The organism is Janthinobacterium sp. C22 (genome assembly GCF_057919405.1).
Genome location: NZ_CP193659.1, coordinates 5,669,545 through 5,689,520, shown reverse-complemented (window position 1 = coordinate 5,689,520; position 19,976 = coordinate 5,669,545). Strand labels below are relative to the sequence as shown.

15 protein-coding genes and 1 pseudogene are annotated in these 19,976 nt (G+C 57.8%); all 16 read left to right on the top strand.

The window, feature by feature from the left end:
* Window positions 1-125 precede the first annotated feature (125 nt).
* The 16 genes and pseudogenes from ACRHIG_RS26660 (at window position 126) to ACRHIG_RS26585 (ending at window position 19,976) form a co-directional block, all read left to right on the top strand.
* A complete protein-coding gene (locus ACRHIG_RS26660) occupies window positions 126-2,018 on the top strand; it encodes an ATP-binding cassette domain-containing protein (protein ID WP_475417362.1) in 1,893 nt (630 codons plus the stop codon).
* Window positions 2,019-2,195: 177 nt separating this feature from the next.
* On the top strand, window positions 2,196-2,858 hold the full coding sequence (locus ACRHIG_RS26655) for a CAAX prenyl protease-related protein (RefSeq protein ID WP_489628460.1): 663 nt from the start codon (window positions 2,196-2,198) through the stop codon (window positions 2,856-2,858).
* Between the two features lie 40 nt (window positions 2,859-2,898).
* Window positions 2,899-4,170, top strand: a complete 1,272-nt coding sequence (gene epsL, locus ACRHIG_RS26650; protein ID WP_489628459.1) for an XrtB/PEP-CTERM-associated polysaccharide biosynthesis outer membrane protein EpsL — start codon at window positions 2,899-2,901, stop codon at window positions 4,168-4,170.
* 8 nt (window positions 4,171-4,178) lie between these two features.
* Window positions 4,179-5,560: pseudogene (locus ACRHIG_RS26645) on the top strand (undecaprenyl-phosphate glucose phosphotransferase).
* 657 nt (window positions 5,561-6,217) lie between these two features.
* On the top strand, window positions 6,218-7,192 hold the full coding sequence (locus ACRHIG_RS26640; RefSeq protein WP_489628458.1) for an EpsD family peptidyl-prolyl cis-trans isomerase: 975 nt from the start codon (window positions 6,218-6,220) through the stop codon (window positions 7,190-7,192).
* A gap of 57 nt (window positions 7,193-7,249) precedes the next feature.
* Window positions 7,250-8,038, top strand: coding sequence for a polysaccharide export protein EpsE (epsE, locus tag ACRHIG_RS26635; protein ID WP_475418429.1), 789 nt, complete (start codon window positions 7,250-7,252; stop codon window positions 8,036-8,038).
* 64 nt (window positions 8,039-8,102) lie between these two features.
* Window positions 8,103-9,512 carry a chain length determinant protein EpsF gene (epsF, locus tag ACRHIG_RS26630; protein WP_099389373.1) on the top strand — a complete coding sequence of 470 codons (1,410 nt, stop codon included), beginning with the start codon at window positions 8,103-8,105 and terminating at the stop codon, window positions 9,510-9,512.
* 14 nt (window positions 9,513-9,526) lie between these two features.
* Window positions 9,527-10,399 (top strand): chain length determinant protein tyrosine kinase EpsG, encoded by an 873-nt coding sequence (epsG, locus tag ACRHIG_RS26625; protein ID WP_099389372.1) that lies wholly within the window; start codon window positions 9,527-9,529, stop codon window positions 10,397-10,399.
* Between the two features lie 17 nt (window positions 10,400-10,416).
* Window positions 10,417-11,295 (top strand): exosortase B, encoded by an 879-nt coding sequence (xrtB, locus tag ACRHIG_RS26620; protein ID WP_489628457.1) that lies wholly within the window; start codon window positions 10,417-10,419, stop codon window positions 11,293-11,295.
* Window positions 11,273-11,974, top strand: a complete 702-nt coding sequence (epsI, locus tag ACRHIG_RS26615) for an exosortase-associated protein EpsI, B-type (protein ID WP_489628456.1) — start codon at window positions 11,273-11,275, stop codon at window positions 11,972-11,974. Before xrtB ends, epsI begins: the two co-directional genes overlap by 23 nt.
* A gap of 62 nt (window positions 11,975-12,036) precedes the next feature.
* Complete coding sequence (locus ACRHIG_RS26610; protein WP_489628455.1) at window positions 12,037-12,408, top strand: hypothetical protein; 372 nt, start codon at window positions 12,037-12,039, stop codon at window positions 12,406-12,408.
* Window positions 12,354-13,634 carry a hypothetical protein gene (locus ACRHIG_RS26605; RefSeq protein ID WP_489628454.1) on the top strand — a complete coding sequence of 427 codons (1,281 nt, stop codon included), beginning with the start codon at window positions 12,354-12,356 and terminating at the stop codon, window positions 13,632-13,634. The genes ACRHIG_RS26610 and ACRHIG_RS26605 overlap by 55 nt, the downstream gene beginning before the upstream one ends.
* 50 nt (window positions 13,635-13,684) lie before the next feature.
* On the top strand, window positions 13,685-14,905 hold the full coding sequence (locus ACRHIG_RS26600; RefSeq protein WP_489628453.1) for a lipopolysaccharide biosynthesis protein: 1,221 nt from the start codon (window positions 13,685-13,687) through the stop codon (window positions 14,903-14,905).
* Window positions 14,902-15,645 carry a glycosyltransferase family 32 protein gene (locus ACRHIG_RS26595; protein ID WP_489628452.1) on the top strand — a complete coding sequence of 248 codons (744 nt, stop codon included), beginning with the start codon at window positions 14,902-14,904 and terminating at the stop codon, window positions 15,643-15,645. Before ACRHIG_RS26600 ends, ACRHIG_RS26595 begins: the two co-directional genes overlap by 4 nt.
* 497 nt (window positions 15,646-16,142) lie before the next feature.
* On the top strand, window positions 16,143-18,446 hold the full coding sequence (locus ACRHIG_RS26590) for a DUF4962 domain-containing protein (RefSeq protein WP_489628451.1): 2,304 nt from the start codon (window positions 16,143-16,145) through the stop codon (window positions 18,444-18,446).
* Between the two features lie 240 nt (window positions 18,447-18,686).
* Window positions 18,687-19,976, top strand: coding sequence for a glycosyltransferase (locus ACRHIG_RS26585; protein WP_489628450.1), 1,290 nt, complete (start codon window positions 18,687-18,689; stop codon window positions 19,974-19,976).

Here is a 19,976-nt window from a genome sequence, read left to right as displayed (position 1 = left end):
TGCTGGCCGCAATGTACTGGTGGTGCCGAGTTGTCGGTACAATGCGTGCTTCATTCATCCAATCGGCAGCTGTTTGGCGCACCACGCGGTGTGCAGGGAACGGCGCCCGAACACCTTTACTCATTATGGCTGTCATTTCTCTTTCATCGGCGCAACTTGCGTTCGGTCACGTCGCGCTGCTCGATCACGCGGAATTTTCACTGGAAACCTCGGAGCGGGTCGGCTTGATCGGCCGTAACGGCACGGGTAAATCGTCGCTGTTGAAGGTTATTTCGGGCAAGTTCAAGCTCGATGACGGCTTGTTGGTGATGCAACAAGGCATCAAGATCGCCTATGTGGAGCAGGAACCGCAATTCGACCCGGAAATGTCCGTGTTCGACGCCGTCGCGTCCGGCATGGGCGAATCGCAGGCGTGGCTGAAGGAATACGATGCGTTGACGGGCCAGTTTGGCCAGGGCAATGACGACGAACTGATGGAACGCATGCACGACATCCAGGTCAAGCTCGATGCGGCCGATGCGTGGAGCTTGCCGAACAAGGTGGAAACCGTGCTCGACCGTTTGAATCTGACGGGCGACATGGCCATGAAAACCCTGTCCGGCGGGATGCAGAAGCGCGTGGCGCTGGCGCGCGCGCTGGTGTCGGCACCCGACGTGCTGCTGCTCGATGAGCCCACCAACCATCTGGACTTCAGTTCCATCCTGTGGCTGGAAGGCTTGTTGCGCGACTTCAAGGGCAGCGTGCTGTTCATTACCCATGACCGCTCCTTCCTCGACAACGTCGCCACGCGCATCATCGAGCTGGACCGCGGCCGTTTGCTGTCGTACCCGGGCAACTTCACGGCGTATCAAGTGCGCAAGGCGGAGCAGCTGGAAATCGAAGAGGTGGAAAACGCCAAGTTCGACAAGTTCCTGGCGCAGGAAGAAGTGTGGATACGCAAGGGCGTCAAGGCCCGCCGCGTGCGCGACGAAGGCCGCGTGCGCCGCCTGGAAGCGCTGCGCCTGACGCGTAATGCGCGCCGCGAACAGCAGGGACAAGTAAAATTGGACGTGTCGGCCGGCGAACGCTCGGGCAAGATCGTGGCGGACCTGGAAAACGTCTCGAAGATCTACGGCGACAAGGTCATCGTCAAGGATTTCAGCGCCACCATCTTGCGTGGCGACAAGGTCGGCCTGATCGGCGCCAACGGCGCCGGCAAGACCACCCTGCTGAAGATGATCCTCGGCGAAGAGCAGTCGGACACGGGCACCATCCGCCTGGGGACCAAGCTGCAAGTGGCGTATTTCGACCAGATGCGCACGCAGCTGAACGAAGAGGCGAACCTGATGGAAACCATCGCGCCGGGCAGCGACTGGGTCGAGATCAATGGCCAGCGCCGCCACGTGATGACGTATCTGAACGACTTCCTGTTCGCGCCGGAACGTGCCCGTTCGCCCGTCAAGTCGCTGTCCGGTGGCGAGCGCAACCGTTTGCTGCTGGCGCGCCTGTTCGCCAAGCCGGCCAACGTGCTGGTGCTCGATGAGCCGACCAATGACTTGGATATCGATACCCTGGAATTGCTGGAAGAGTTGCTGGAAGAATACACCGGCACCGTCTTCCTCGTCAGCCATGACCGTACCTTCCTCGACAACGTCGTCACGCAGGTGATCGTCGCCGAAGGCGAGGGCAAGTGGCGCGAATTCGTCGGCGGCTACACGGACTGGGAGCGCGTGCGCACCTTGCCGATCGCCACGGCGCCCGCCAGCAAGCCGGCCGTGAAGGTCGAGACTGCCGCACCTGTTGCCAAACAGAAAAAGCTCAGCTACAAGGAGCAGCGCGAGCTGGAAGAGCTGCCGAAATTGATTGCCAAGCTGGAGGACGAGCAGTCGGTGCTGGCCGCCGAGCTGTCGCATCCGGACTTCTACAAGAAGACGCCGGCCGAAGGCAAGCGCCTGAACGCACGCGTGGCCGAGATCGAAGGCGAATTGCTGGAAGCGCTGGAAAAGTGGGAGCAGATCGAGGCGCGCGCCAACGGTTGATGCTTTTTTGCATGCCCCCGTTGTAATTAAGTCAGGATTATTTGCCACGGCAACGGTTCAGCTTGATATAATTATATAATTATATTTATTACATCGGAGGATGCATGTTTGTTATTAAAAACACGCGCGCCGGACCACCGCGTCCGGCGCGCGGTTCCACCTCCGGTGCGCATCAGCATGTTTGACCGCGCCGCCTTGCCCCGGGTAGCGCCATTCCTGGCCTATCTCTCCTTCATCTTCATCGCCGACATGCTCGGCCGGCTTGGCTTTGCCGCGCAGGAGCTGCGCTGGCTGTATGCCGTCAAGATCGGCGTCGTGCTGGGCATGTTGTTGTACTGGCGCCGCAGCTACACGGAACTGCGGTGGACGCCGCTGGGCGCGCGCGCCCTGGCCGTGGCGTTGGCCACGGGGATTGTTGTTTTTTTGTTGTGGATTAATCTGAGTGCCAGCTGGATGGCGGTCGGCAGCGCCGATGGCTTCGATCCGCGCAATGACGGCCAGATCGAGTGGAGCCTGGTGGTGCTGCGCATCGCTGGCGCGGCCCTGGTGGTGCCCGTGATGGAAGAGCTGTTCTGGCGCTCCTTCCTGCTGCGCTGGATCGATGCCCCTGATTTCTTGACATTCCAGCCACGCCTGGCCAGTGCCAAGGCGTTTATTATCAGCGTGGTACTGTTTGGTTTCGAACACAATTTGTGGCTGGCCGGTATCGTTGCCGGTGCCGCTTACAGCTTGCTGTACATGCGCAGCCAGAACCTGTGGTCGCCCATCCTCGCCCATGGCGTGACGAATGGCGTGCTGGGCCTCTGGATTGTTTCCGGTGGACACTGGACTTACTGGTAATATTACCAATCAACTGTTTGCTCTCTTAAAGACAATGCCCATGTTGAATTCATCGTATCATTGCCAGGCCCGTATCGGGCAATCGGGATTGCATCGCAGCCGTTTGGCCTCGCTTCTGGCTCGCATATTGCCCGCTACGCTGATGGCGGCCGGTGGCGCGGCATGCAGTTTGCCGGCTGGCGCCGCCATCAGCGATACGATCTCGCCTTTTATCGCGACGACGTATTCTTACGATAACAATTTATTCCGGCTTGATGATAACGTGTCCGGCTTCGATGGCCAGCGCTCGGACACTTCGCGCCAGGTGCAAGCGGGGTTCCTGATTAATCGCCCGATCGGACGGCAACGCCTGACGGGCCAGGTAAAGTGGTCGCGCGTCTATTTCGATCACTTTGATCAGCTCGACTATACGGGCAAAGACTATCTGGCCGATCTGGAATGGCATATTGCCAATCATCTTGAGGGTCACGTGGGCGGTAGCTACTCGCAGACACTGACCCCGTTCAGCGATTTGCAGAGCACGGATCGCAACCTGCGCACGATTCGTCGTGAGTATGCGAATGGCGGTTGGCGTTTTCATCCAAGCTGGCGAGTGCGTGGCGGTGTTTCGCGCGATAAATATACTTATGATTCCATGGCGCAAAAATTTTCCAATCGGCAGGAAGACGCCGTGGAACTGGGTCTGGACTATTTGCCGGCCAGCGAAAGCCGGATCGGGATACAGTTGCGCCACCTGAAAGGGGAGTATCCGAATCGCGCCAGCCTGGTCGGATTTGGCGTTGATCAGGGCTACGAGCAGGACGAGGTCAAGGCCAACATTTATTGGCGCCTGAGCGGTATTACACAAGTGCAATTGCTCGGTGGCTGGGTGAAGCGCAAGAACAAGATATTCTCTGGACGCGACGCCAGCGGCGCCAACGGGCGCGTCACCGTATATTGGGCCCCGCTGGGCAAGGTGCGTTTTACGGGCAGCGTGTGGCATGAGTTTGCCGCCGTGGAAAATTCTCTGATTAGCAGCAGCCTGAACAATGGTGCCAGCCTGGCCGCTGCCTGGGATATTTCGGCCAAGGTCCGCATGGATGCACAATTGCGGCGCGAGAAGCGAGATTTTGCCGCTGCGAGCGGCCTGGTGTTGCCTGTTGATGTCAAAGATACCACGAAAACGGCCAGCATCGGCCTCACATATGCGCCCCGGCCGAATATCCAGTTGGGCATCAGTGCTTTCCGTGATGAGCGCAAAGGCGCACCGATCGTTAATACCAGCACCTATCACGCTAATGGCATTTCCTTCAATGCCAGTGCCCAGTTTTGAAGAGCATCATGACGGTTAATGATATACCCCTGATTTCTTTTTCCAGCGCATCCTCGATCCATTGATCATCATGGGTACGCTGTACCTGCTGTCAGTCCTGTCGGGCTCGCCTTTCACCGGTTATTCGCTGGTATTGATGATCCTGGCGTTCTTTATTTCATCATCCGTATTCCAGTATGTCGATCCCTATCGTACCTGGCGCAGCGGCCGCATGCTGGCGTATGCCCGCGATGTCTTCGTCAGCTGGGGCATCACGGCGCTGATCCTGGTCTTCCTGGGCTCGGCGACAGGACTGGCGTTTCATTACGATCACGATCTGGTGCTGGCCTGGTTTCTGCTCACCCCATTCATCTTGTTGCTCAGCCATCTTGCCGCACGGCGCATGGTGGCCGATCCCGGCCGCGACAGCGAAGTGCGCTCGGTCGTCATCATCGGCGCCAATGACGCCAGCCTGAAGTTCGCCGCGACCGTCGAGCGCAATCCGAACCTGTTCATGAGTGTGCGCGGTTTTTTTGACGACCGCACCGATGACCGCTGGCCCGAGAAGATGCGTGAGCCCATGCTGGGCAAAATGGCCGATATCGCCGCCTATGTGCGCGAACACAATATCAAGATGATATTCATCAGCCAGCCCATTTCGGCCCAGCCGCGCATCCGCAAGATGCTCGACGAACTGCAGGACACGACGGCCTCCGTGTACTTCTTGCCAGATATATATATCTTCGATCTGATGCAGGCGCGCTTCGACAACGTGGGCGGCATGCCGGTAATCGCCATCCGCGAGTCGCCGTTCACGGGCTTTAACAGCATGGTCAAGCGCGGTAGCGACATCGTGCTGGGCTTGTTGATCCAGATCATGTTGTTGCCGGTGATGCTGATCATTGCCATCGCTGTGAAGATGACCTCGAAAGGTCCTGTGATCTTCCGCCAGCGCCGCTACGGCCTGTATGGCGAGGAAATCATCGTCTATAAATTCCGCTCGATGACGGTCAGCGAGGATGGCGACAAGGTGGTGCAGGCCACCAAGAACGATCAGCGCGTGACGCGCATTGGGGCCTTTCTGCGCCGTAGCTCGCTCGATGAGTTGCCGCAATTTATCAATGTGTTACAGGGCCGCATGAGCATTGTCGGTCCCCGTCCCCATGCGGTGGCGCACAATGAGCAGTACCGCAAGCTGATCAAAGGCTACATGCTGCGCCACAAGGTCAAGCCTGGCATTACCGGCTGGGCCCAGGTCAACGGCTTGCGCGGCGAGACGGAGACGCTCGACAAGATGGAAGCGCGCATCCATTTCGACCTCGACTATCTGCGCAACTGGTCCCTGTGGCTCGATTTGTGGATCATCATGCGGACTGTCAAGGTTGTATTGAAGCGAGATAACGCACATTGATGTGTGGCAAAGTACACGGCAATGTTGAATTTGTTTTGCGCTCTATCAATACACGATAAAATGGACGCAGAAGAATGATGCCAATTGCCCCGCGCTGTGGCCAGGTGCGCTTCTTGTACGGGATGCCGCTGGCCCACGCCATGGCTTGCGGAGAATCGCGATAGCGAAGATATGCGACAGTCACCATTGTCATGTGGCACTTCGGTCTTGGCTTGCCTTCACTCAGTGTCGTGCGGCGTGACATCAGTTTGCATTTTGCGTCGGCCCCATCTTTGCCGACATACGCCGCTGCGGCGTTCAGATTCGTTGCCTGCGACCCAGCACAGGACAGCCTACGGAAATTATCGCTTCAAAATATTCTTCTAGGAAATTTTTTCAGTTAAGCATAATTTTTTGATCATGCGACACTAGAAACAGTTGTATTAAAGCCTTCTTAATAGATTTTTAAGCAAAAATATTTCCCTTGCGGCTTGCATCTTGTGTATCATATTTACAATATTGATAATTATTTGCCATGGCGTGCTAATTGTTGCCATTACATGTCTTTCGTGCAACGTTTTTGCAAATAAATATTGCGTTATGCACTACAATGACTGAATTTTCAATAATGAAATCGAAGGAGCCATCTTGAAGCATTTTCACAACTCTCGTTTGACCATGCGTACACCAGCCGTCAATGCCCGCTTGTTGTGCGCCGCGCTGGTCGTGTTGGCGGCGGCCGGGTTGTCCGCCTGCGGCGGCAAGGAAAAGAAGGCAGGCCAGGCTCTGGCCAGCGTCAACGGCGAGGAAATCACGGTATTGCAGCTGAATGAGGAGCTGCAACGTGCGAACGTGCCTGCGGCGCAGCAGGAAACCGCCACCAAGCAGTTGCTCGAATCGCTGATCGACCGCCAGTTGCTGCAGAACGAAGCCGTCAAGGATAAGGTTGACCGCGATCCCAAGGTCGTGCAGGCCGTCGAGCGGGCCAAGGCCTTGATTGTGGCCCAGGCTTACATGCAAAAACGCATCGGTAATATCGCCAAGCCCACGGCAGCCGAGGTGGAAGATTACTTTAAAAAGAATCCGCTGTATTTTAGCCAGCGCAAGCAATTCGACATGCGCGAACTGATCATTGCTACATCCGACATGAATGATGAGCTGAAGAAGGCCATGGATAGCGCGAAGTCGCTGGAGGAGGTGGCGGCATGGCTGGACGCGAACAAGGTCAAATATGGCCGCACACAGCTGTCGCGTAGCAGCACCGACCTGGCCCCGGAACTGAGCACCAAGCTGTTGGGTATGCCGAAAGGCCAGTTGTTCATCATCCGTGAAGGCGATCGTACCTTGCTGATTTCGCTGGTTGATATCAAGGACAGCCCGATCACCCTGGCGCAAGTGACACCGCAGATCGAGCAGTTCCTGTTCAATAAGAAGAACAAGGACGCGGCAGACGCCGAGATCAAGCGTCTGCGCGCAAGTGCGAAGATCGAGTATCTGAACAAGACGGAGGCCCCGGCTGCGGCATCAGCTCCTGCCGTCTCTGCTCCGGTGCCTGCGCCAGTGGCGGCGCCGGCGGTGCCCGTTGCAGCGCCGGCGGCGCCCGCTGCCGATGCCAGCGAGGTCAATGCGCGTGGCGTGGCAGGCTTGAAATAAGACGTCGGCAGGTATTTTGGCGGTTCAACGGATGTTATTAAAAGGATAGAGCAAATCATGAAACGACTCGCAATGTGGATGGCCGCCGTGCTGATGGCCTGCAGTATGGGTGTGGCGGGCGCGGCGGAGGTATTGCTGGGCGCTGGCGATGTGCTGAAAATTTCCGTGTATGGCAGTCCCGACCTGGGCCTGGAAACGCGCGTCAGCGAAGCTGGCAGCATTACTTTCCCGTTGGTTGGGACTGTGCAAGTGGGTGGTTTGTCCGTTGCCGGCGCAGAGAAAAAGCTGGGCCAGGCGCTGGAGAGCGGCGGCTTCCTGCGCAAGGCGCAAGTCAATATCATCGTGACGGCCTTGCAGAGCCAGCAGGTATCCGTGCTGGGGCAGGTGAATCGTCCCGGCCGCTATCCGATCGAGGGCAAGCGCAGCCTGCTCGACATCCTGGCCATGGCCGGTGGCCAGAGTCCTGATGGCGGCGACGTGGTGAGCCTGATTCGCAAGCGCAATGGCAGCACCACCAAGGAAACCATCGACATCGTCGACATGATGCGCAGCGCCGATCTGGCGCGTGACTTCGAGCTGACGGGGAACGATGTCCTGTACGTCGAGCGGGCGCCGCGTTTTTACATCTATGGTGAAGTGCAGCGTCCTGGTGCGTTCCGCCTGGAGCGCTCGATGACGGTCTTGCAGGCTTTGTCCGTCGGTGGCGGGTTGACGCAGCGCGGTACCGAGCGTGGCGTGCGTATCAAACGTCGCGATGCTGCCGGCGTGATGCAAATACTCGACGCCAAGCATGACGACACCATTCAAGTCGATGACATCGTGTATGTCAAAGAAAGCCTGTTTTAAGCGACATCGTTCCGACCCGCGGTCCAATCTGGCGCGCGCTGTTTTATTAATATGAGAGTTGACCATGAATTTTCACCAGTTTTTACTCGTCTTGTTTGCGCGCAAACGAATCTTGCTATTCACTTTGCTCATCACGGTCGGGGCGACGGTGGTGGTCAGCCTGGTGCTGCCCAAGACCTACAAGGGAACGGCGTCGCTGTTAATAAACTACAAAGGGGTTGATCCCGTCACCGGCCTGGCATTGCCGATGCAACTGTTGCCGGGGTATATGGCGACGCAAATCGACATTATCAGCAGCAAGAATGTGGCGCTGAAAGTAGTAGATCACTTGCGGTTGGCTGAAAGCCCGGCTGTCATCGCGCAGTTCAATGAAGCTACGGAAGGCAAAGGAACCGTGCGCGACTGGCTGGCCGATCTGTTGCTGGCCAAGCTGGAGATCGTTCCGTCGCGCGAAAGCAGTGTCGTCGATATCAGTTTCCAGGGCAACGATCCGCAGTTTGTTGCCGCCATTGCGAATGCCTTTGCCGATGAATACCAGAAAACCAGTATCCAGTTGAAAGTCGATCCCCTGAAAAAGGTGGCCGTGTATTTCAATGAGCAAACGAAGCTGTTGCGTGACAATCTCGAAGTGGCGCAAAGCCGCCTGTCGAAGTATCAGCAGGAGCATGGCATCGTCAGCGTCGATAACCGTCTTGACGTCGAATCGAATCGCTTGAATGACCTGTCGGCGCAGCTCGTGGCCGCGCAAGGCCAGGCGATGGAAGCCTCGTCGCGCCAGCGCATGGCCGAAGGCAATGCCGGCTTCGAGTCGCCGGACGTGGCGTCGAACCCGTTGGTGCAGAATCTGAAGCTGAGCCTGGCAACGGCTGAGTCCAAGCTGGCCGAGATGGCGCAGCGCCTGGGACGCAATCATCCGCAATATGAAAGCCTGAACGCGGAAGTCGAGCGCATGCGCCGCGAACTGGCGGACGGCACGCGCGTGACGTCCAGTTCGGTCAGCAAAAACGCCGGCATCCTGCAGCAGCGCGAAGGCGCCGTGCGTGCGGCGCTGGCGGCGCAAAAGGATAAAGTCCTGGAATTGAACCGCACCCGCGACGAAATGGGCGTCATGCAAAAGGATGTCGAGAGCGCACAGCGCGCCTTCGATATCGCCTCGCAGCGTTTCTCGCAAACCCGTATCGAGGGGCAATCGGAGCAATCGGATATCTCCCTGCTCAATCCTGCCGTGGCGCCGATCAAGCCGGCCGGTCCGAAAGTACTGTTGAATACCTTGCTGGCACTGTTTTTGGGGAGTTTGCTGGGCGTGGGCTTTTCCTTGCTGGCCGAAATGCTGGACCGTCGCGTACGTTCCGAAGCCGATTTGAGCGATTTGTTGCAGTTGCCGGTGCTCGGCTCGATCGACTGGAGCGCGCCGACCCGTCCCCGCCTGAACCGCTTCAAATCGTTGTTGCCTCGCAGCTTGCGTCTTAATTAAGTATTGGAAATAATATGAATCCAGCATTGCAACCGCTCGTCTCCGCCGTGCCACGGACGGCCGATTCCAGCATCGGTAGCCTTTTGCTTGCTTCTGGCAAGATTACGCCGGAGAGTGCCGAGCGCGTCCTGCGCATGCAGAAAGAACTGGGCATCCGTTTTGGCGAGGCGGCGCAGCGCCTGGGACTGGTGACTGAGGCCGATATCCAGCAAGTTCTGGCACGGCAGTTCGACTATCCCTATCTGCAGCAGGGCGAGGGCAAGTATTCGGACAAGCTGATCGCCGCTTATCAACCGTTCAGTCCGCAAGTGGAAACCCTGCGTGCCATCCGTAGCCAGTTAATGTTGCGCTGGATGGCTCTGGGCCGTAAATCGCTGGTCGTGGTCGGTGTCAACGATGGGGACGGGGCGAGCCTGTTTGCCGCCAACCTGGCCGTGGTGTTTTCCCAGCTGGGCGAACAGACTCTGCTGGTTGACGCCAATCTGCGCAATCCCAGCCAGCATGAAGTGTTCGGTCTTGATGCGCGCCAGGGCTTGTCGGATATCCTGGCTGGCCGTGCCGAGCGCGATGTGATCACGCGCATCGAATCGTTCGTCGACTTGTCCGTGCTGGGGGCCGGTACCCTGCCGCCAAATCCGCAGGAACTGCTGAGTCGTCCCGCGTTTTCCGCCTTGCGCACGGAACTCGAGTCTTCCTATGACGTCGTGCTGTACGATTCGGCGGCATTTTCGCTGGGATCCGATGCCCTGGCGCTGGCGGCACGCACGGGCGGAGTCCTGCTGGTGGCGCGCAAGAACCACACGCCGGTCGCCGACATCAATGCCATGACGGAACAGATGCTGCACAGCGGCGCGCAAGTGGTCGGCTCGGTCCTGGTAGATTTCTGATGAATACGAGCACTCGAATGAGCTTGGCACCAGCCCTGCAACGGCGCGATCAGCTGCTGGAATGGCTGCCCATCGTCATCGGCTTCGCAGTGCTGTATCTCCCCTCGTTTTATACCCTGTTTACTGGTGTCTGGGCCACTGAAGAGCAGGCGCACGGCCCCATTATCCTCGCGCTCTCCATCTGGCTGCTGTGGCGTCAGCGCGAACAGATCCTGGCCGTTGCGCAATACAATCGGGCACCGCTGTCGGGTTGGCTGATGTTGACCGTCGGCTTGCTGCTGTATATCGCTGGTCGTTCGCAGCAGATACTCGCTTTCGAGATCGGTTCTTTCGTGCTGATCGTGGCAGCGATTCTGGTGCTGAAATTGGGCATGCGCTCACTGCTCGTCGCCTGGTTTCCGTTCTTTTTTATGCTCTTCATGATACCGCTGCCCAGTGCGGTGGTCAGTGCGCTGACCCTGCCCATGAAAATGGCCGTATCGTATGTCTGCGAGCATATCTTGTACTGGCTTGGCTACCCGATCGCGCGCACCGGCGTCATTCTTCAAATTGGCCAATACCAGCTGCTGGTGGCCGATGCCTGCGCCGGTTTGCAAACCTTGCTGACCCTGGAGGCGCTGGGCCTGTTTTATCTGAACCTGGTGCGCCATACTTCCGCCATCCGTAACATCGGTTTGGCGATCCTGATCATTCCCATTTCATTCACCGCCAATGTGATGCGTGTCGTGGCACTGACCTTGATTACGTATTACTTCGGTGATGCGGCCGGGCAGGGCTTCCTGCATGGCTTCGCCGGGATGGTGCTGTTTGTCAGCGCCCTGATACTGATCCTCAGCCTGGATTCCCTTCTGCAATGGCTGGCACGCGTGTGGCATGCCCGAAAGGCGGCATCATGAAAAAAGCACCATCACCAGCCTGACCATCGGCACCCTGATGCTGGCCGGCGCCCTGTGCACCAAGGCGGTTACGCCAACGGTGCGTCTGGCCGACACGCGTCCGCAAATCGTCCTCAGTACGGTGATTCCTACCAAGTTTGGCGATTGGCAGGAAGATGCGAGCCAGGTCGCTGCCGTCGTCAATCCCACCACGGTGGCGGAACTCAACAAGATATATGCCGAAACCCTGTCGCGCACCTATGTGAACGGGCAGGGCGAACGCATCATGCTGTCGATCGCCTACGGTACCGATCAGCGCGACAATCTGTCCGTGCATTTCCCGGAAGGCTGTTACGGCGGGCAGGGCTTCGCTGTGGGGCAGACCAATCAGGTTTCCTTGCCGACGATGGCCGGCGCTATCCCGGTCTCCCGCACGGTTGCAACCTTGAATAATCGCATCGAACCGATTACCTATTGGGTTGTCGTGGGCGACAAGGCGGTGCCGAATTCCTGGGAAGTCAAGAAGGTCAAGCTGGCCTACGCGGTGCGCGGCTTGATCCCCGATGCCACCTTGATGCGTGTCTCGAATATCAATAGCGATACGGAACAAGGCTATCGATTGCAGCAGGCCTTTGTCGATCAGCTATTGCAGGCGATGCCGGCCGATCTGCGCGGCCACTTTGCCGGCACTTCGCACTAAGCGCTACGCTGTCGGCGTTTCACCTTATTGAGCCCGGCGTCCGCGCCGCGCATGGAATACATATGAGTTTTTTGTCCCAGAAACTGCGATGGAATGGCGGATCTTCGCGCGCCGCACGCAGCAAGCCCGGCAATGCAAGGACGGGTATCACTGGATTGACCGCCGCCATGCTGGTGCTTGGCGGCCTTGCGACGGCACTACTGCTTGGCATGGTGATTGCGCTAGGAGCTATCCAGTTGACAGCCATGCTGGCCGGTTTGCTGATCTTCATACCGATCCTGCTTTTTATCGACACCAAGAAGTTAATGCCGATTATGTTCGTCGTCGTGTTTTTGATTGCGGGGTCGATTCAATTTTTCTTCAATATCCGCATGGCGACATGGATGGCCAGCGGCCTGTGCGCGCTTTTTTTGCCAGGGTCATTCTTGAGGTGAGCCTGTCGAACCGGTTGCGCAAGGAGAGCATCGCCGAGAACGCGCGCGGCGCCACCTATGTCCTCGCCGCAGCCTGGATCTATCTGGCATTCTATGCTTTCAGTATCTTTCTTGGCCATGCCAAGACGGCCCAGCTGATTTCCGTATTGCGTTTCTGCCTGCCCATTTTTGGCGTGCTGTTCGCCATGTACTGGTTCGAGTGGTCGGACAAGCGCCTGCTGACGTTGTGGTGGATGATCGTCTGGATCGTCTTGGCGCAACTTCCGCTGGTCATCTACCAGCACTTCTTCATGATGTCCAGTTTGGGCTGGGACGGCGTCGTGGGTTCCTTTGGCACGAGCATGAGTCCGGTGTTGGTGCTGTTTACTGTCGCCGGCATGTTGTACATGCTGGCCCGCTGGGTGCGCGGGATTACCCCTGTCTGGCAAGTGGTGTGCGTATTTGTGATCGGTCTGGCGATTATCCTGCTGGGGGAAGTCAAGGCAGTATTCCTGTGGCTGCCATTCGGCGTCTTCTGGGTATTGCGCCGCCGGGTGATGAAGAACCTGATGGCGTTTATTGTTTTCGTGGCATTGATGTCCGTGATCAGCTCGGGCATCTTCATGACCTATCACGCTTTATATTGGGGCGCGGTGACCAAGACTGAAACCACCGAGGATAAACTCAATACGCTTGGCGGTTATGTGGTCAACCCGAACAATATTAACTATGTCACCGGTGAAATCAGCCGCGGCGCCACGCTTGCACTGTGGTATTACGATCCCATGCCCACCATTCAGGAGCGGCTGATCGGCTATGGCCCGAGTGCGAGCCTGACCAGCCAATCGGTAGGACGCGGCGTCGTGGCTGCCCGCTACCGCTTGCTGCAGATAGGCTCCACGGGCCTGGCGACGTTGCTGTGGGACGTGGGCATATTGGGGACGCTTGCCTATCTATCCATCTTTATTCTTGGCACATTACTGGGTATCCGCTATGTCGCACGCAGCGGCGCCAGCGCCGAGCGCCTGGCGATTGCCGATACCAGCACCATTATGCTGATGCTCTTCCTGAGTACGCTGGTATACAACCGCACGCTGATCGACGAGCCGCCCATGCAATTGCTGTGTTTTTTCTGCCTTGGTTGCATCGTGCAGTTCGTGCGTTATGGTCAACCGGCGGCCAGTCTGCCGACAGCCGGGGCTGCGGTGGCGGAGCATGACAAGACCTTGCGCGGGATGCCAGCGTAGTCATGAGCAAGGTAAGCAAGTCCTTTGGCAACCTGGTAAAAAATAGTTCCATGATGTTCCTGCTGAATGTGGCGGGGGCAGGAGTAAGCGTCATCACCATTCCCGTCATGCTGGCGATCGCCGGCGTGCAGGCGTATGGCCATCTGGTGCTGGTGCAGTCCATCGCCCTGACTGTGTTTACCGTATGCGGATTCCAGTACTGGCAGGGCATGCTGGTGGCAATGCCAGGCCATCAAATAGACAGCAGTGCCTTGCGTGCCGCGGTGCTCAAAAGCCTGCGCTTCGAATTGCTGGCGCTGCTGGCCGTGCTGCTGGTCTCCGGCGGCCTGGCGATGTCGACGCTGTCGCAGGTGGCCCAGTTTTCCTGGGGCGACCTGCTGCTGCTATCGCTGGCGGCCGTCTTTCCCGTCATCGGCACCCACAGCGCGTACTTCCGACTGGTCAACCGCTACAACGTGCTGATGTTTGCAGGCTTCCTGACCAATTTGATCAAACTGGCCCTCCTGTTCGGCGTCTCACGCTACCAGCCGGACTTGTCGAGCATGATCCTGGCCTACACGATTCCGGAAGTCATTCGCTGCTTGCTGCTTTTCCTGCTCATCTTTGGCAGCCGCAGCGGCATTGCCGGTACGCTGCCGTACGCCGCCTTGCGCCAGGAGCGTCTGATGGAAGCGGGGAAGTGGAGCACGCTGCAAGCGATCTGCGACTTGCCGGTGGTGCAGCTGGACCGCGTCATTATCGGTTTTTCCTTGCCCGGTGAAAATTTGGGCGTCTTCAGCATCCTGAAGCGCATCTATTCGCTCGTCAATCTCGCCACGGCACCGTTCTATACCACCTCGATTCCCGAGTTTGCCGCGCGCGCCAACGCCGGCGACCTGGCTGGTGCCTTCAGCCTGTGGCACAAGACGATGAAGATGCTGTTTTGCGTGACGGCTGCGGCAGGTGTGGCGTGCTATGTCAGCAAATTTCTCTGGATGCCGAGACTGTTTCCCGTGCTGCAGGGATACTTGCCCGAGTTCACTGTCGTCCTGTTGACGGCCGTGATTGCTGGTACGTTTGTGACGACGCACGCGTTCTATTGGGGACTGGGAAAGCTGCGCCAGTCCACCATCATTTCAGTGGGGACAAACTTGCTATATCTGCTACTATTATGGTTGCTCACTGTGCAATTCGGCCTGTTTGGTGCTGTTTTTTCCTTCCTGATTCACGTCGTCTTTGTCGCTCTGGTGAAGATTGTTTTGCTCCAAAAAATTGCTGTGAGAAGCCCATGATTCCTAAAGTTATTCATTATTGCTGGTTTGGCCGGGGTGAAATGAGCGTGCTGCATCGCCGCTGCATCGAATCATGGAGAAAATACTGCCCTGAATATGAGTTGAAGTTATGGAATGAAGATAATTCCGATATCGACAATGCATATTGTCGCGAGGCGATCATTCAGAAAAAGTGGGCCTTTGTTGCCGATTGGGTGCGCTTCGATGTGCTGGCCAGGGAAGGCGGCATCTATATCGATACTGACCTCGAACTGATCAGTTCACTCGATGGGCTGTTGGACGTGCCCGGCTGCCTGATGGCGCGCGAAACCAAGTGCGAGGAAGGTATCGGCTTTGGTACCGGCTTCCTGGCCTGTGAAGCCAACAACCCCGTGATGATACTGGCGCGCGATCTCGTGCTGCGTGAGCTGGTGCCGCGCCGCGTGTTTGCCACCTCTCCCGTTATCTTGAAAAGAGCGGTGGACATGCATGGCGGTCAGCATGCTACGCTGCTCGATCCGGTGACTTTTTATCCCTTTAATCCACATGACCGCAGTTATCCGAATAATGCCATGCAATTGATGTATAGCGACATTACACCGGAAACACTGGGTATTCATCATTATGGATTGAAGGCATCGTGGATGAGCAGCAGATTAAAACGGATTATCTTTAAAATCATCAAACGCCTGGCGTTGCAACGGCGCTGGGATATTTCGTTTGCACCATTTGGTGATTTGAATAGAATGCCGACAAAATAATAATTCTTTTTTCATTCTCAGTCCTGTCCGTTTCGCGGGAATACATCGCCTGGTCGGCCATCGCCGCTGTTTTCCTGCGCGGCCAGGATGGTGCCGCCTCGGTATCGCGGGGGAGCCAGGCCTGGCGCGCTTGGCAAGGATAGCTGACTGGTTTGCCGATGGCGGAATTGCGGATACTGGAATATATGAGAAAATAATTAATAGTATTTATCTCAAGTTACTATTTGTTATTTTCTAATATTCATTGTCCAATATTTTAAAAAGTATAATTTTATTTTATTTTGTTTTCTTTGTTGCAATTGAGTCATCTGGAAAATAATTTTTTTGCGTGGTTTTTTTATTTCTTGAGTTATTTGTTGGCCTGAAACAACGTGGTTTGTGGGTTGAAAGTGTATAGTGGTCGAATTAATGGCGCAGGCGAGAAATCATATTCAGGTGTTAATGAAATTGATGCAAGGCCGAATAATTGGTGGCCTGGCGCAGCGTCCACTTCTCCGTTGAAATTTCCGCCTGTGTCGAATCGTCTTTTGAGGGAGCCAACAATGATGTTCAATAAGCCGCTTCTTTCCGTCAGCCTGGCGCTGGCGACAAGTGTGTTTGCGGCACCCAGCCGCGCGGACTGGGCTGAGGCAGCGGATCTGTACGTGGTGCGGCCAGCGCCAGTGGATCGCCAGTCACAGGCGCAGAATCCACCGGCCTTTGCCTGGGCGCGTTACCCTGGTGCAATCAAGCCCGCCTACTATATGCTGGAAGTAAGCAAGAGTGGCACCGTCGTCGCCAACTACACATCCACACGTAATTTCTACCTGCCATCGAAGGCCTTAGCGATCGGCCAGTATTCCTGGCGCGTGCGTCCGAATACCAAGGTTGACTGGTCGACGCCACGCAGCTTTACCATCGACAGTTCTGCGCAACTATTCGAAGTGCCAGAAAACGATGCCATCAAGGCCCGCCTGCTCGCCCATGCGCGACCACGCCAGCAAGCGCCCGACTTCCTGCCGCAGGCATCCTGGTCGAGCGCCATGCAGGCTGCACGGGGGCCGGCGGTTGCCCGGCTGAGTCTGCAGGTGAGCAATCAGATAGAAGGGCAGGTGGCCAGCCTGACCGCGCCGACCGATGCACAGTGGCCGCTGACGTCGACCACGCCAACGGCGGCGCGTACCGCCTATATCGCGCAAATTACGCGTTCGATCGGCAATACGACCAACCAGGCCTTGGGCGCAGCCCTGTTGTACCGGATCACGGGAGAGTCCAAGTATCTGCAGGAAGCGTTGACGCGCGGCGATCAGCTGGCGGCGCTCGACCCTGACGGCATGACCAGTTATGTCAATCACGACATTGCCACGCGCAGCATCATGCTGGCACTGGCCAAGGTGTCGGATTTGATTGCGCCACAGCTGAACAAGGATGCGGCGCGCAAGGCGCGCTGGATGGCGGCAATCAGCGCCAGGGTTGCCCCGATGTATGCCGACCTTACCCGCGACAACTACCGTCTCGACGATGAACCGTACGATTCCCACGGCACGGTGGCGATGGGCTACCTGGCCGTTATCTCTGCCCTGACGATGGGCGATATCCCTGCGGCCACGACCTGGTTCGATTTTGCGTTCCGCTCCTACGTCAATTCGATCTATGTCTGGAGCGGCCCGGAAGGCGGTTATTCGAATGGCACCTCCTATGCGATGTTCAGCACCGATTATGCATTGCAGTTGTGGCAGCCACTGATCGAGTCGACGGGGGTGAATATCTTCGACAAGCCCTGGGCCAAAGGGTTCTCGCGTTACCTGATGCATTTCCTGCCGCCGGGCGCCCCTGGTCAGGTTTTTGGCGACCAGAGTGAGGGCGATATTTACAACTTTGTGTTGAAGGGTTTTTCCGCGCGCATCAAGTCGCCGAATGCCGCGTGGTATGTCAAGAATATCGTCGGCGAGGAAGCGGACCTGACCTTGCTGCAGGCGCCATTTCCTCTCCCTGTCGATACCGTCAAGGAAGCGCCGGTTCCGCCACCGAACGCGGCTTTGTACCCGAGCATCGGCTGGGTTGCCATGCATAGCAATCTGGCGGACAGGGCACGTACTTCCGTGTATTTCAAGTCCAGCCCCTACGGTTCCTATAACCATAGCCATGGCGATCAGAACTCGCTCGTCATCGACAGCGGCGGACGCCGCCTGCTGATCGAGTCCGGTTATGAGGACTATTACTATTCGCCGCTGGTGCTGTCATGGTATCGCCAGACCAAGTCGCACAATGCGATTACCTTCAATGGCGGTATCGGTCAGGTCATCGACAAGAATACGCAAAACCTCGCCATGAATGGCAAGATCACGGCGTTTTCGACCACGCCGACACTCGATTATGCGGCTGGCGATGCCACGTTGTCGTATGGCGGAGCGCTCAGCTCGGCCGTGCGCAAGGTCTGGTATCTGCGCGGGCAGGATGCGGTCGTCGTTGTCGACAGGCTGGCGGCGCCGGGCCCGCTGTCGTTCGAATGGAACCTGCATGCGGGTGGGCCGATTCTCCGGGAAAGCGCCACGGCGGTGAAGATCACCAAGGTGGATCGTACCTTGTGCGTCAGTTCGCTCGGGAAGGAAGGCAATACTTATCAGCTGCGCTCGGGCCCGCCGCCCAAACCGGGCACGACGGAAGACCATGGTGCGTTCGTCAGCACGGTGGCGGCCAAAAACGCGGAATTCATCGTACTGCTCGATGTCGGATGCAAGCGTCCCAAGGTCACGCTCACCACGAATGCGACGGGCAAGTCGTTGACGGTGGGTGCGCAGACGATCACCATCCCCAACTGAGCGAGGGAGGGGAACGCGGCGGGCATTGCCATGCGATGCCCGCCCGGATCAGCCTGCGGCTACCCGCAGGCTTTTTTATGCGGACAGCAAAACTGCCCCGTCTTTGCCGCGGCTTCAGGGTTGCCTGCCATGTACGGGACCGCTCTCGCGAACGGGAAGCGCTCATGGCATTGTCTGACGCGGGCGCAGCCCGCGCGGCGACGCCAATTGGCTTTTGCCATCCATGAATTGTGATATATAATGCAATTTTTTGTGGCTGACTTTGTGTTCCCGCCGCGTCTCTCTTCACTTTTCCCCCTCCTCGTCGACCATGTCCTTACATATCTTGCAGTTCGTGCCCGAGGCCCTGCCCACGTTCCGCGCCGATGTCAGCGTTTTGTTTGGCAAGTACTTGCCGCAGCATCAGGTGCTGTGCGATGTCGTCGGCAAGGCTTCTGCCGCGTCGCCCGAGCTGCAGGGCTTTCGATCTGTGCGCCGGCCGGCCTACCACCGCAGCCGCGCCCGCCGCGAACTGGCCTATTTTTTCTGAGTTTGCGTGCATTGCTGCAAGTACGGCGCGGCAGGTGCGATGCCATCCAGGTACGCGACATGGTGCCGCTGGGTCTGCTGGCCATGCTGATCGCACGTTGCAAGGGCATTCCGTTTTATTACTGGGTCTCGTACCTGATGAGCGAAGGACGCATCGAGCGGGCGCAGGAGCAATTGCGGCAAGGCGCCGGCCTGCGCAGCCGGCTGGTATTGTGGAAGGGCCAGCTGGAGCAGGCTCTTCTCTACAAGGTGGTTTTGCCACGCGCGCAACATGTTTTCGTGCAAAGCGACGCCATGCTGGCCTTGCTGCAGGCGAAAGGCATCGCGGCGCAGCGCATGACGGCCGTGCCGATGGGGGTCGACATGGCGCTGCTGGGCAGGTCGCAGCCTCAGCCGCGCCGGCCGGAAGGCTGGGAGGCGGTACCGTTGATCGCTTATCTGGGCACCCTGGACAAGGCGCGCCAGCTGGAGCGGGTGATTGACGCGCTGGCGATCGTGCGCATGACCTCGCCGTCCACCTGTTTATTGTTGATTGGCAACTCGCCCACGCCACACGATGAAGTCCAGCTACTCGCGTATGTGCGCCAGGCGGGCTTGGAGCAGGCGGTCCGCATCACGGGTTGGCTGCCTTCGGCGCAGGCGTGGCAGTTGCTGGTCGCCGCTGATGCGGCGGTCTCTTATGTTCCGCGCGGGCCCCTGTACGATGTCAGTTCACCGACCAAGCTGCTTGAATATCTGGCACTGGGCATGCCTGCGGTGGGCAACGACATTCCCGACCAGGCGCACGTGCTGGAAGCGAGCGGGGCCGGCTGGCTGACCACCAGCGATCCGCTTGCCATGGCGCAGGCATTGAACGAAATCCTGGCCGACCCCGTCGCGGCCCGCCAGCGCGCAGCCGGCGGCCCGGCTTACATCGAGGCGCACCGCAGTTACCGCGAACTTGCCGCGATGCTGGCGTGCCGCTACCAGGCCTTGCTGCCGCTCGCGTCCCGGGTCCGCTAG

What these genes read in the sequence shown, in the direction of transcription:
- ACRHIG_RS26660 (WP_475417362.1), top strand. Translation starts at nt 126, where the DNA reads ATGGCTGTCATTTCTCTTTCATCGGCGCAACTTGCGTTCGGTCACGTC.
- ACRHIG_RS26655 (WP_489628460.1), top strand. Translation starts at nt 2,196, where the DNA reads ATGTTTGACCGCGCCGCCTTGCCCCGGGTAGCGCCATTCCTGGCCTAT.
- epsL (WP_489628459.1), top strand. Translation starts at nt 2,899, where the DNA reads ATGTTGAATTCATCGTATCATTGCCAGGCCCGTATCGGGCAATCGGGA.
- ACRHIG_RS26640 (WP_489628458.1), top strand. Translation starts at nt 6,218, where the DNA reads ATGCGTACACCAGCCGTCAATGCCCGCTTGTTGTGCGCCGCGCTGGTC.
- epsE (WP_475418429.1), top strand. Translation starts at nt 7,250, where the DNA reads ATGAAACGACTCGCAATGTGGATGGCCGCCGTGCTGATGGCCTGCAGT.
- epsF (WP_099389373.1), top strand. Translation starts at nt 8,103, where the DNA reads ATGAATTTTCACCAGTTTTTACTCGTCTTGTTTGCGCGCAAACGAATC.
- epsG (WP_099389372.1), top strand. Translation starts at nt 9,527, where the DNA reads ATGAATCCAGCATTGCAACCGCTCGTCTCCGCCGTGCCACGGACGGCC.
- xrtB (WP_489628457.1), top strand. Translation starts at nt 10,417, where the DNA reads ATGAGCTTGGCACCAGCCCTGCAACGGCGCGATCAGCTGCTGGAATGG.
- epsI (WP_489628456.1), top strand. Translation starts at nt 11,273, where the DNA reads ATGCCCGAAAGGCGGCATCATGAAAAAAGCACCATCACCAGCCTGACC.
- ACRHIG_RS26610 (WP_489628455.1), top strand. Translation starts at nt 12,037, where the DNA reads ATGAGTTTTTTGTCCCAGAAACTGCGATGGAATGGCGGATCTTCGCGC.
- ACRHIG_RS26605 (WP_489628454.1), top strand. Translation starts at nt 12,354, where the DNA reads ATGGATGGCCAGCGGCCTGTGCGCGCTTTTTTTGCCAGGGTCATTCTT.
- ACRHIG_RS26600 (WP_489628453.1), top strand. Translation starts at nt 13,685, where the DNA reads ATGATGTTCCTGCTGAATGTGGCGGGGGCAGGAGTAAGCGTCATCACC.
- ACRHIG_RS26595 (WP_489628452.1), top strand. Translation starts at nt 14,902, where the DNA reads ATGATTCCTAAAGTTATTCATTATTGCTGGTTTGGCCGGGGTGAAATG.
- ACRHIG_RS26585 (WP_489628450.1), top strand. Translation starts at nt 18,687, where the DNA reads ATGCAATTTTTTGTGGCTGACTTTGTGTTCCCGCCGCGTCTCTCTTCA.